The organism is Mycobacterium sp. NGS41 (assembly GCF_059812725.1).
The window spans coordinates 1-12,447 of record NZ_JCALDF010000029.1; the positions used below are offsets into that span (position 1 = coordinate 1).

Consider the following 12,447-nt stretch of genomic DNA (forward strand, 5'->3'; position numbering starts at 1 on the left):
GCTTGCGGGCGGTGACCAGCAGGTACTCCCACTCCATCGTCGATGTCCCGGCCAGGTATCGGTCTCCGAGTTCGGCCAGCCCCGCGTCAAGCGCGTCCACCCGCTCCGGCTCCTCCGCAAGGCCGCGATAGGCCGCGATGGTCGGCCCGTAATTCGCCTTGAAGTAGTCGCGGAACCTCGCGCCATCGGCGAACAGGTCCACCCGCAACGTGCGGCGTTCTGTGGTGAAGTCGGTGACCCGGTCACCCAGCAGACCACGCACGTGGTCTTCACTGCCCCACAGGGGCGCCGGCTGTGCGCCGGGCGGCGGCGCGGCCATGAACGGCTTCATCGTGGCAAACATGTGGCCGATAAAGCCTTCCGGCGTCCAGCTGATCAGCCCGATGAGCCCGCCCGGCCGGCAAACCCGAACCATTTCGTCGGCGGCGTCCTGATGGTGTGGGGCGAACATCACGCCGATGCAGGACAAAACCGCGTCGAACTGGTCACTTTCGAACGGCAGTGCCTCGGCGTTGGCCTCTTGCCAGGTCAGGCCGACGCCGCGGGCTTCGGCGATCGCCCGGCCCCGCTCTATCAGGTCCGGGCACAGGTCGCTGGCAATCACGTCGGCGCCGGTCAGCGCCGCGGGTATGGACGCATTGCCGGACCCGGCGGCAACGTCGAGCACGCGATCTCCCGTGCCGATTCCGCTGGCCTCTACCAATACCGTGCCGAGCGGTGCCACCACTTCGGTCGCCACGCTCGCATAGTCACCCAGCGCCCAGAGCGCCCGATGCTTGCTTTCGTATCCGCGATCGGCGGTCGCGGGGCCGGTTCCTGTCGCAGCGGTCATTTCGAGATCCCCTTCCGGTGGTGGCCACGATCGTCGGGCTCGCCAATGAATCAATTGCACTGCCAAATCTGAACCAGCGGAAGTTCAAGATCTGTACTAGTCAATTGCGTTGCCACAGCGTCTACTGGACACAGCCGAAGTAAGAGGTGGTGAAATGTCGACATACAGCCAGTTCTGCCCAGTGGCCAAGGCGATGGAGTTGCTCGACGAACGGTGGACGCTGCTCGTCGTGCGGGAGTTGCTCAAGGGCAGTATGCATTTCAACGACCTCCGGCGCGGAGTGCCCAAGATGTCACCGGCGCTGCTGTCCAAGCGTCTGAAGGCGCTGAGTCGATCCGGTGTCGTCGAACGCACCGAGTCCAACGGCCGTACGTCGTATTCGCTGACTCCCTGCGGCCAGGAACTCGCGACTGTGGTGAACGCGCTGGGCGAATGGGGGGTTCGCTGGATCCCCGAGATCGGGGACGACGACCTGGATCCCCACCTGCTGATGTGGGACATTCGCCGCACCGTGCCCGTCGAAGCGTGGCCAAGGGCGCGCACCGTGGTGGCATTCCGCCTGACCGGAGTTGCCCCCAGGGCCTCCGGTTGGTGGCTGATGGTGTCCGAGGGCGCGGCCGACGTCTGCGATTTCGACCCCGGTTACGAGGTGGCCGCGACGGTCGAGACCAGCCTGCGCACGCTGACGCAGCTGTGGCGCGGCGACGTCTCGTGGTCGCGCGCGATGCTCAACGGCAGCGTGACCGTCCACGGAGCGACGGACGCCCGCCGGGCGATACCGCGCTGGCTCGGCCAATCAACGTTGGCGGCGGTCCCGCGCCCCGCCTAGAGAGGCGCGAGCAGACGCAAAAGCCCCCAAAATCAACGGTTTTGGGGCGCTTTTGCGTCTGCTCGCGACACGTCGCACCTAGTTGATCAGCGGGTCGCGGGGCATGCCCAGAATCCGCTCGGCGATCTGGTTGCGAGACACCTCCGAGGTACCTCCGGCGATGGCCATGCCGCGGGCACCCATGATCATCCGGCCGGCCAGTGCGCCAGGCCCTTCGGTCAGCGCAAGATCCGGGCCTAGCAGCGCCGCCGATATCGCGGCGCCTTCGATCATGTGGTCGGCCAGCTTCAGTTTCGTGACATTGCCTTCCGGTCCGGGGCCGGTTCCTTCTACGCTGCGCGCGACGCGGCGCAGGTTCAGCAGCCGCAGCGCGTTCTCCTCGGCAAGGTAGAACCCGACGCGGATCCGCGCGCCCTCCAGACGATCGGACCGCTGCTTGGCCAGCTGCACCAGTTGCCCGGCCAAACCCTCGTAGAACGACCCGCTGCCGCCGATGCTGACCCGCTCGTTGCCCAAGGTCGCCCGCGCCACCGTCCAGCCCGAGTTGGGCGCGCCGACGACGTCCTCGTCCGGAACGAACAGGTCGTTGAAGAACACCTCGTTGAATTCCGCGCTGCCGGTGATCTGCCGCAATGGCCGCACCTCGACTTCGGGTGCCTTCATGTCGACGATCACCGTGGTGATACCGGCGTGTTTGGGGGCATCCGGGTCGGTGCGCACGGTGGCCAGGCCGCGTGCGCAGTACTGCGCCCCGCTGGTCCACACCTTCTGGCCGTTGATCTTCCAGCCGCCGTCCACCCGGGTGGCGCGGGTCTTGACCGACGCGGCATCCGAACCGGCTTCGGGCTCGGAGAACAGCTGGCACCAGATTTCGTCTTTGCGTAACGCCTTCTCGACGAATCTTTCGATTTGCCAAGGAGTTCCGTGCTGGATCAGCGTGAGGATCACCCAGCTGGTTATCCCGTAGTCGGGACGCTTGATGCCCGCGGCACGGAATTCCTCCTCGGTGACCAGTTGCTCCACCGCGTCGGCCGCGCGACCCCACGGCTTGGGCCAGTGCGGCATCACGTAGCCCGTTTCGATCAGCTTGTCGCGCTGGGCCGTCTTCTCCAGAGCGGCGATCTCGGCGGCATCGGCGTGGATGCGGGTGCGCAGTTCTTCGGCCTCCGGCGGCAGGTCCAGGCTGTTTTCCCGGGTGACACCGGCCGCGGTGCGATCGAAGACGTCCCCGGCCGGGCCGTCACCGCCGAACAATCCCGCGATCACCAGCGCCCGCCGCAGATGCAGATGCGCGTCGTGCTCCCAGGTGAAGCCGATACCGCCGTGCACTTGGATGTTGAGTTCAGCGTTGCGCGCGTAGGCGGGGAATGCCAGCGCCGCGGCCACCGCGGCGGCTAACCGGAACTGCTGTTCGTCCTCCCCCGCCGCCCGGGCGGCGTCCCATACCGCCGCGATCGCGGATTCGGCGGCAACCAGCATGTTCGCGCAATGATGCTTTATCGCCTGGAAAGTGGCGATGGTGCGCCCGAATTGCTGGCGCACCTTGGCGTAGTCCACGGCGGAGCCGACGCAGTCGGCCGCTCCGCCCACCGCCTCGGCGGCCAGCAACGTCCGCGCGCGGGCCAGGGCCGATTCCCGCGCCCCCGGCAGGATGTCGTCTGCGGTCACGCTGACGTGGTCCAGCCGCACCCGTCCGGAGCGCCGGGTCGGATCGAAATTGTCCGGCACCTCGACCGACACGCCGTCGCGGTCGCGTTCCAGCACCAGCACGTCGTCACCGGCAGCAACCAGCAACAGCTCGGCCAGCCCGGCACCCAGCACGATCCCGGCCTCGCCGTTGGCGATGCCGTTTTCCGGGCCGTCGGCAACCTGCACGTCGCCGTCCAGACCGATGCCCGCCGTCACCGTTCCGTCGACCAGGCCGGGCAGTAGTCGCGACTTCTGCTCGGCAGTGCCGTCTTTGGCGATCACCGCCGACGCGATCACCGTCGGCACGAACGGTCCCGGCGCCACCGCCCGACCGAGCTCCTCGATCGCCACCACAAGTTCGGGCAGCCCGTAGCCCGAGCCGCCGTACTCGTCGTCGACGTGCAGACCCAGCCAGCCGAGCTCGACCAGGTCATGCCAGAAGCCGGGCCGGGATTCTTCGGCCGCATCGAGCAGCGATCGCGCTGCCCAGCGTGCCTTTTGCGAGGTCAAGAAGCCGCGAGCTACCTCCGCGAGCTCGCGATGGTCGTCGGTCAGTGCGATACCCATCGGGGCCTCCTCGAGGCAATACGCAGCCCGCATCGTCGCCGGGCTCGGTTGAGTGCCCTGCTCCTCCTCGGGCCGCTGCACGGCCCGCATCGTCGCCGGGCGTTGGAAAGAGTGTACTTAATCCCTCCAAGCCCGGGCCCGGCGACCGCCGGTTCTACTTGGGTGCGAACCTTTGTCCCGCGTCCAGCCGCAGGCACTGGCCGTTGAGCATCGGGTTGTCCACGATGGCCGCCACCAGCTTGGCGTACTCGATGGGCCGGCCCATCCGCTTGGGGAAGGCAGCGTCGCGGGTCAGCGTGGCCGCCATCTCCTCGGGAACCATCTGCGTCAACCCCGTCAGGAACAGGCTCGGCGCGATGGCGAGCACGCGGATTCCCAGCGAGCCCAGGTCGCGCGCCATCGTCAGACACATGCCGGCGATTCCGGCCTTGGCGGCGGTGTAGGCGACCTGCCCGATCTGGCCCTCGAAAGCCGCGATCGACGCGGTGTTGATGATGACGCCGCGCTCTTCATCCTCGGGCTCGTTCTTGCTCATGTGCGCGGCCGCCAGTCGGCTGATGTTGAAGGTGGCGATGAGGTTGAGATCCACTACGGAACGGAAGGATTCGAGGTCATGGGGACCGGATTTGGTCATCGTCCGCTTGGCGATGCCGCCGCCGGCGGTCGTCACCACCACGTGCAGGCCTCCCAGGTCGTCGACCGCGTTCCCCAGCGTCTCCTCGGTGCCGGTGAAGTCGGTGACGTCGACGGGGTAGAACTTCCCGTCGATGCCTTCGGCGACGGTCTTGCCGTCCGAATTCTCCCGGTCGAACACCGCGACCTGGGCGCCGCGCTCGTGCAGGAGTTCGGCGCTGGCGCGCCCCATCCCCGAAGCGCCGCCGATCACGACGACCTTCTTCCCGCTGATCTCCATCCGGACCTCCCTTTGTGGCTTGTCAGATTCCTGGCGATTTGTAACGTTACGTAGGCACGCTAGCGTGTCCGCCCTGAAGGATTGTCACCGAGCCATGCCAAGCTTCCAAACGTGCTCCTTCTCGACGTCGCGGCCACATCCGTCGAAGTCGGCGGTACCTCGTCGCGGCTGTCCAAAATCGCGCGCATCGCCGACCTGTTGCGGCGCGCCGCGCCGGACGCCGCGCTGGTCGCGATCGTCGTTTCGTGGCTGTCCGGGGAGCTGCCGCAACGGACCATCGGCGTCGGCTGGGCGGCGTTACGTTCGCGGCCGCCCGCGGCCCTGCAGCCGACGTTGACCGTGACCGGCGTCGACGCCACCTTCTCCGAGATCGGCGCGGTAGCGGGCAAGGGCTCCCAGGCGCGGCGCGCCGAACTTGTCACCGGATTGTTCGCCGCCGCGACCGAAACCGAACAGACTTTTCTGCTCCGGCTGCTCGGCGGCGAGCTGCGCCAGGGTGCGCTGGCCGGGATCATGGCCGACGCGGTGGCCAAGGCCGCCGAGATCCCCGCTGCGGCGGTACAACGGGCGGCAATGCTGGGCGGGAATCTGCCGGCCGTGGCTGTAGCCAGCCTGAAGGCCGGTCCGACCGGCGGAGTCTCCGCGCTGGACGCCTATGCCCTGCAGGTGGGCCGGCCGATCGGACCGATGCTGGCGCAGACCGCCACCAGCGTCGAAGACGCACTCGAACGTCATGGCGGCACAACCATTTTCGAAGCAAAGCTGGACGGCGCCCGGGTACAGATTCACCGGTCGGGTGACGATGTCACCGTCTACACCCGAAGCCTCGACGACGTCACCGCCCGGCTACCGGAAGTTGTGGAGGCGACGCTGGCGCTGCCGGTGCACAGCCTCGTCGCCGACGGTGAGGCGATCGCGCTGCGGCCAGACAACCGGCCGCACCGCTTCCAGGTCACCGCATCGCGGTTCGGCCGATCGGTCGATGTGGCCGGGGCCCTTGCGGCCCAACCGCTTTCGGTGTTCTTCTTCGACGTCTTGCACATCGACGGCGTCGACCTACTCGACGCGCCGACCACCGACCGGCTGGCCGCCCTGGATGCTCTGGTGCCGTCGCGTCACCTGGTCGACCGGCTGGCCACGTCCGACGCGTCCGCCGCCGCCGAATTCTTGAAAGCGACGCTGGACGCCGGACACGAGGGAGTGATGGCCAAGACGCCGGCCGCTCCGTACCAGGCGGGCCGGCGGGGCGCGGGCTGGCTGAAGGTCAAGCCGGTGCACACCCTGGACCTGGTGGTGCTCGCCGTGGAGTGGGGCTCCGGGCGCCGTCGCGGCAAACTCTCCAACATCCACTTGGGCGCACGTGATCCCGGCGCCGGCGAATTCGTCATGGTGGGAAAGACTTTCAAGGGCATGACGGACGCCATGCTGGACTGGCAGACCACCCGGTTCAGTGAACTCGCCGTAGGGGGGACCGACTCCTATGTCGTCCAACTGCGCCCCGAGCAGGTGGTCGAGGTGGCGTTGGATGGCGTGCAAGCGTCGTCGCGGTACCCGGGCGGGCTGGCGCTGCGGTTTGCGCGGGTGGTGCGCTACCGCGACGACAAGAGCCCGGCCGAGGCCGACACGATTGACGACGTGCGCGCTCTGTACTGACCGGTCGTCGGGGGTTCTCGACTAAACTCGGGCGGGATGAGAGTCGGTATCGACTTCGGCACCACCCACACTGTCGTCGCGTCCGTCGACCGTGGCAATTACCCGGTCGTCTCGTTTGACGGCGCCGATACCTGGCCCTCGCTGATCGCCGCCAACACAGCCGGGCAGTTGCGCTTCGGCGCCGACGCCGCCGCCGTCCGGCACGAGCCGGGGTGGTCGGTGCTGCGATCGTTCAAACGTCTTCTCAACGACGCCGGGCCGCAAACCGAGGTGAACCTGGCCGGCCGCAACTACCGACTGGCCGACCTGCTCACCGGCTTCCTGGCAGCGCTCAAAACCGACCTGCACGATCGCTCGAACACCTGCCTAGAGCCGGGCGAAACCATCGAGGCCGCTATCGGCGTGCCGGCCAATGCGTCCAGCGCCCAGCGTCTGCTGACGCTGGATGCTTTCGTGGCGGCGGGGTTCCAGGTCATCGCGATGCTGAACGAGCCCTCCGCGGCGGGCCTCGAATACGCGCATCGGTACCGCTCCACCATCACCGCCAAACGCGAGTACGTCCTTATCTATGACCTCGGCGGCGGAACCTTCGACGCATCACTGCTGAAGATGACCGGTCAGGTCAACGAGGTCGTCGTCAGCGAGGGCATCCAGCGCCTCGGCGGTGACGATTTCGACGACGCGATCGTGCGGCTCGTGCTCGCCAGGTCGAAGCTTGACACCGATGCTGCGACGCGAGACCTGCTCAGCGAGGAGTGTGCGGTTCGCAAGGAGGCGGTCGGGCCGCAGACGCGCCGCTTCCTGGTCGACCTGACCGCAGCAGACCGGCCGCCGTTCTCCTGCGGTATCGACGACGTGTACTCGGTCTGTGCACCGCTCGTCGACCAGACGATCGAGCTTCTGGATCGCGTCCTGCACGCCCCGGCCAGAGGCGGCCACGACGCGGCAGGGTCCGTGGCGTTGTCAGAAGTGGCCGGCATCTACGTGGTGGGCGGTGCGGGCGGCTTCCCGCTTGTTTCTCGAATGCTCCGCTCGACATTCGGCGACAAGCGGGTGAAGCGCTCGCCGTACCCGTTCGCCGCGACGGCCATCGGTCTGGCGGTCTTCCTCGACAACGAAGCCGGTTTCGAGTTGTCCGAACGCTTTTCGCGCCATCTCGGCGTGTTCCGCGAAGCGCAAGCCGGCGCCGACGTGGTCTTCGACCCCATCGTGCCGAAGGACGCGTCCCTTCCCGCAGACGGGCGTAGCCCACTGGTCGTCCGGCGGAGGTACCGTGCCGCGCACAATATCGGACACTTCCGATTCGTGGAGTGCAGCCGCCTGGTCAACGGCCGTCCCGATGGCGACGTCACGCCCTACGATCCTGTCCTCTTCCCGTTCGACCCAGCACTGCACGACCGAGACGATCTCGGACACCAGCCCGTCGGGCGGTGGAACGACGGCCCGGACGTCGAAGAGCGTTATGTCGTTGCCCCCAGCGGTGCGGTCGAAGTGACCCTCACGACGCAGCCGGCCGGCTTCGAGCGCACGTTCCGCCTGGAGCGGCGCGCCGCGGCTGGATGACTTCGGCGATGGAGCTCTACGACGTCATGCGCACAACCTTTGCGGCGCGCGAATTCACTCACGAGGATCTGCCCGACGACGTATTGTGGCGGATTTTCGACAACGCCCGGTTCGCCCCCAGCGGCGGCAACCGGCAAGGCGCCCACATCACCGTGGTGCGTGACGCCGATGCCCGTCGCCGGCTTGCCGAGTTGGGCACCGGCGCTGCTCGTCGCTACTTCGCCCAGCTGACCGCGGGTGAAAACCCCTGGAATTCAATACATTCCAGCTCCGTTTCGCAGGACGTCATCGATACGACGGAAATCCCTGAAGCGTTCGTTGCGCCGTTCTTGCAAGCGCCGGTGGTGCTCGTCGTCTCCGTCGACCTGGGCGTTGTCGCGGCTATCGATCAGCAGCTGGACCGAGTCGGGCTGGCCGGCGGCGCGTCGGTGTACCCCCTGGTGTGGAACATCCTGTTGGCCGCTCGCAACGAGGGCTACGGCGGCACCATCACGACGATGGCCATCGCCGAGGAGCCGCAAGTCCGTCAACTGCTGGGTATCCCTGACGCGCATGCGGTCGCCGCCCTCGTACCGCTCGGCAGGCCTGCCCGGCAGCTGACCAAGTTGCGCCGCCAGCCGGTCGGCCAGTTCGTCACCCGCGAAAGGTTCGACGGCGCCGCATTTGAAAGCTGAGGTCGGCTGGCATCTGACCGCGATTGGGATAGCGTCGGATCATGAGAGAGATAGATCTGGAAGCCCTTTCGACCCCGGAACACGGCTACACCGTCATCGACGAGGACGAAGACGACCCGGTCTTGTGCGACCAGGACGGCAACAATATCGACACGTGGCAGGAGGGATATCCCTACGACCACAAGATGCAGCGCGACGAATACGAACACGTGAAGCGGCGGCTGCAAATCGAGTTGCTGAAGCTGCAGAAGGACACTAAACGCACCGGCACCCGGCACGTGATTGTGTTCGAGGGTCGTGACGCAGCGGGCAAGGGCGGCACCATTCAGCGGTTCATGGAGCATCTCAACCCACGCCATGCCCGGGTGGTGGCGCTGGAGAAGCCCAGCGAGCGCGAACAAACCCAGTGGTATTTCCAGCGCTACATAACTCATCTACCTGCCGGCGGCGAAATCGTATTGTTCGACCGGTCTTGGTACAACCGCGCGGGTGTCGAGAAGGTGATGGGATTCTGCACCGACGATCAATACCGCGAATTCATGCAGCAGGCACCGCAATTCGAACGGATGCTGGTCGACAACGGCATCAACCTCACCAAGTTTTGGTTCTCGATTTCCCCCTCCGAACAACGCACTCGGTTCGCCGTCCGATTGGTCGACCCGGTTCGGCAATGGAAGTTCTCGGAAATGGATATCGAGTCCGTGAACCGGTGGGACGACTACACCGCGGCGAAGGAAGCCATGTTCGAAGCGACCAATACCGACCTCGCGCCCTGGATTGTGGTCAAAAGCAACGACAAGAAGCGCGCTCGCATCAACGCGATGCGTTACGTGCTCGCTAAATCGGACTATGCCGAGAAGGACCACGACGTGATAGGCGAGCCAGATCCGCAGATCGTGGGTCGCGCCTTGGCCGACTGAGGGTCAGACGTCCCAACTGGTGAGGTCGCGGGCGGGGATGCCGTTGTCGACGCAGTAGCGGGAATAGCGATCGATGGACGTCTTGTGGTTTTCCTGCCAGAGGATCTTGTTGTCCTGATCCAGGAACAGCAATTCACCGGTCATGTAAAAGAAAATCTCTGTGTCCTCGAAGCTTTCGGGAGTGTGTGACGACCCGGCAACCTCGTAGAGGGTGTCGCCGGCGCGCGAGACCCAGTCACTCTCCTTATAGCGCCAGGCTCCGCTGACAGTGTGCGCCACCACGATGCCGGTGTGGTAGTGGGTTCCCAGGTCGATGCCGGCGGGTATCTTCATCGAGACGATGATCTCAGCGCGGACCGGATCGACCTTCCAGTACTTCAAGAACACTTTGTCACTGAGTGGCGTGAACTGTACCCATGGGTTATCTGCACCGTTGATGTAGTTGACGTCGAGTTCTTGCAAAGTTTTCACGACTGCTCCTCGTCTCGGTGTGGTCCACGTAAGGGCTGAACCCAGACGCTAGGAGACTCGGTCGCACATCCGCTCGGGGCGCGGCAACAGGATTAGGCCGAGCGTTTGTGGCGGCATCACAGTTCCCTCCCCCTTCGGTCGGTCAGCCCACGCATCGCGGGCAACAGCGCAAGCGCGACCGACAGGTCTAGGGTGTTGGTGTCGATCGGGCGGCCGAGAAGTTCTTCGGCTTGGTGGACCCGATAGCTGACGGTGTTGGGGTGCACCGTAAGCCGCAGGGCGGCTTTGGCGGGACTCCGGTTTTCCTCGAGATAGACCGCGAGGGTGGTGGCAATGCGGTATGTCCCTTCGTCATTGGCGGCCAAGGGACCCAGGATGCGCTTGACGAATGCCACGGCGTGCTCGCCGTCTGTGCTGGCGAGCGCCGAGACTGCTACCTGGTGATAGCGCGTCACAATGGATGCGCGATCCCCGAGCAACAACGCGACTCGACGAGCGTGCGACGCCTCGATGTGAGTACGGCGGAAACCGCCAATCCCCCACCCCGGCTCGCCCATCGCCACCCGAACCCCGTCCGGCAACTGGGTGTTGCCGCAAATGTGCGTTACCTCGAACTCGGCGGCGTTAAACGGCTGCGGCCGGCTGAGCCAGGCCGCGATAGCCATAGAACCGGCTGGGTGGACCATGGAGCTTTGCGCTGACACGGCACCGGCGAGCTGCCTCAGCGCCTCAGTGAGGGCCGTTTGTGCCTCGGCCGCCTCACCCGTCGCGTCCAGCCAAGCGCTGATGCCGACATGATGGCGATTTATGTCGTAGCGCATCCGTTTCGACGCCCGCTGCGGGTCCTCCTCACGTTCGGCGAGGATGTCGTCAACGGCCGCTGCGCGTGCGGCAGCAGCACCCCGCAGCCACGCCTCTCGTTCGATTTCGTAGAGATGTTCGGCCTGGACCAGAAGTGCATCGCAATAGGCAAACAGCAGGTTGGTCGCGAGGTCGAGTGCCCTGTCGTGTTCGCCCGCCCGCGAGGCTGTTACCCGCTCGAACAACCACTGCCAGGTTTGCTGCTGCCCCAGACGCACGGAACGGAGAAGCTCGTTGAGCGGAATGTTTCGTTGCACGCCAGAGCGAGCAATGACGGCGGTTGGCGGCGCAATGTCGAATAGGCGCGGATCGTCGCCGATTTCGATGCACTGAGCGATTTGGCGGAGAATGGCTTCGACGCTGGCAAGCTGTTCGGCCACAGCCGTGGCGTCAGGAACTATCTTCGGCAGGTCGGCCTGTAGATGCTCAACTATGCGGGCAGCCAATTGCGGTGCGCACGTTTGCAACTGAGCGGCGACCGGCTTCAGGACCTCGATCCATGCCTTATGGGCGATCGGCTCTTGAAGGGGTGGCCAGCGCGGCTCCATGTCGGCAGAATCTAATCTGGTTGTGCTGCGAACACAACGACCGCGGCTCCCTGCTGCACCTCGACTGGAAGGATGCACTTCTATGTCCACCTGGCTTATCACCGGCTGCTCGACCGGACTCGGCCGCGCGCTCGCCGAAGCCGTTATCGACGCGGGCCACAACGCCGTCGTCACCGCACGTGACGTCACCAGAGTCTCCGACCTGGCCGACACCGCACCCGAGCGGGTGCTCGCCGTCGCGTTGGACGTCACCGAACCGGAACAGGTCGCCGCGGCAGTACAGCAGGCCCAGGAGCGGTTCGGCAGCGTGGACGTCCTGGTCAACAATGCCGGATACGGCTACCGCGCGGCCGTCGAGGAAGGCGACGACGCGCAGGTCCGCGAGTTGTTCGAGACGCACTTCTTCGGCACCGTCACGATGATCAAGGCCGTACTGCCGGACATGCGGGCCCGCCGCAAGGGCGCCATCGTGAACATCTCCTCGATCGGCGCGCAGTTGACGCCGGTGGGATCCGGTTACTACGCGGCGGCCAAAGCCGCCATCGAAGGCCTCAGCGGAGCCCTGCACGGCGAGCTCGAACCGCTGGGCATTTCGGTGACAATCGTTGAGCCAGGCGCATTCCGGACCGATTTCGCTGGACGCTCCCTCGTCCAGTCGCCGATGCGGATCGACGACTACGCGGAAACCGCCGGTAAACGCCGCAAGGAGAACGACACCATGCACGGCAACCAGGCCGGCGACCCCGCCAAGGCCGCTGCCGCGATCATCGCCGCCGTCGAGGCAACCGATCCGCCGCCGTTCCTACTGCTCGGACCCGACGCGCTGGCCGCCTACCGCTACATCTCGGACCGTCGCACGGCTAGCATCGCGACGTGGGAATACCTTTCTGCCGGAACCAATTTCGACGCCTGACGACGCTAGGAGAA

11 protein-coding genes are annotated in these 12,447 nt (G+C 65.9%); 6 read left to right on the forward strand and 5 right to left on the reverse strand.

What is annotated here, in order from left to right; translation table 11 throughout:
• Positions 1-832: class I SAM-dependent methyltransferase (locus AC5Y21_RS20930; protein WP_499915118.1), on the reverse strand; the 832-nt coding region annotated here is incomplete at its 3' end.
• 154 nt (positions 833-986) lie between these two features.
• On the opposite strand from AC5Y21_RS20930, the gene AC5Y21_RS20935 reads away from it, so the two are divergent.
• On the forward strand, positions 987-1,661 hold the full coding sequence (locus AC5Y21_RS20935) for a winged helix-turn-helix transcriptional regulator (RefSeq protein ID WP_499915119.1): 675 nt from the start codon (positions 987-989) through the stop codon (positions 1,659-1,661).
• 78 nt (positions 1,662-1,739) lie between these two features.
• On the opposite strand, the gene AC5Y21_RS20940 is transcribed toward AC5Y21_RS20935, so the two are convergent.
• Both AC5Y21_RS20940 and AC5Y21_RS20945 read right to left on the reverse strand, forming a co-directional pair.
• Complete coding sequence (locus tag AC5Y21_RS20940) at positions 1,740-3,917, reverse strand: acyl-CoA dehydrogenase family protein (RefSeq protein WP_499915176.1); 2,178 nt, start codon at positions 3,915-3,917, stop codon at positions 1,740-1,742.
• Between the two features lie 154 nt (positions 3,918-4,071).
• Positions 4,072-4,830: an SDR family NAD(P)-dependent oxidoreductase gene (locus AC5Y21_RS20945; RefSeq protein WP_499915120.1), complete on the reverse strand. Its 759-nt coding sequence runs from the start codon at positions 4,828-4,830 to the stop codon at positions 4,072-4,074.
• A 111-nt stretch (positions 4,831-4,941) separates the two neighbouring features.
• Here AC5Y21_RS20945 and AC5Y21_RS20950 point away from each other — a divergent pair, with 111 nt between their 5' ends.
• From AC5Y21_RS20950 to ppk2, 4 genes are read left to right on the forward strand one after another with little or no spacing between them, the layout of a single operon-like run.
• Positions 4,942-6,483 (forward strand): ATP-dependent DNA ligase, encoded by a 1,542-nt coding sequence (locus AC5Y21_RS20950; protein WP_499915121.1) that lies wholly within the window; start codon positions 4,942-4,944, stop codon positions 6,481-6,483.
• 36 nt (positions 6,484-6,519) lie between these two features.
• Complete coding sequence (locus tag AC5Y21_RS20955) at positions 6,520-8,046, forward strand: Hsp70 family protein (protein WP_499915122.1); 1,527 nt, start codon at positions 6,520-6,522, stop codon at positions 8,044-8,046.
• Between the two features lie 8 nt (positions 8,047-8,054).
• Complete coding sequence (locus AC5Y21_RS20960; protein WP_499915123.1) at positions 8,055-8,720, forward strand: nitroreductase family protein; 666 nt, start codon at positions 8,055-8,057, stop codon at positions 8,718-8,720.
• Positions 8,721-8,761: 41 nt separating this feature from the next.
• On the forward strand, positions 8,762-9,640 hold the full coding sequence (gene ppk2, locus AC5Y21_RS20965) for a polyphosphate kinase 2 (protein WP_499915124.1): 879 nt from the start codon (positions 8,762-8,764) through the stop codon (positions 9,638-9,640).
• A 3-nt stretch (positions 9,641-9,643) separates the two neighbouring features.
• Here ppk2 and AC5Y21_RS20970 read toward each other — a convergent pair whose 3' ends face one another.
• Both AC5Y21_RS20970 and AC5Y21_RS20975 read right to left on the reverse strand, forming a co-directional pair.
• Positions 9,644-10,111, reverse strand: a complete 468-nt coding sequence (locus tag AC5Y21_RS20970; RefSeq protein ID WP_499915125.1) for a 2,4'-dihydroxyacetophenone dioxygenase family protein — start codon at positions 10,109-10,111, stop codon at positions 9,644-9,646.
• Positions 10,112-10,227: 116 nt separating this feature from the next.
• Positions 10,228-11,520 carry a PucR family transcriptional regulator gene (locus tag AC5Y21_RS20975; protein ID WP_499915126.1) on the reverse strand — a complete coding sequence of 431 codons (1,293 nt, stop codon included), beginning with the start codon at positions 11,518-11,520 and terminating at the stop codon, positions 10,228-10,230.
• Between the two features lie 82 nt (positions 11,521-11,602).
• On the opposite strand from AC5Y21_RS20975, the gene AC5Y21_RS20980 reads away from it, so the two are divergent.
• A complete protein-coding gene (locus AC5Y21_RS20980; RefSeq protein ID WP_499915127.1) occupies positions 11,603-12,433 on the forward strand; it encodes an oxidoreductase in 831 nt (276 codons plus the stop codon).
• Positions 12,434-12,447: the final 14 nt, after the last annotated feature.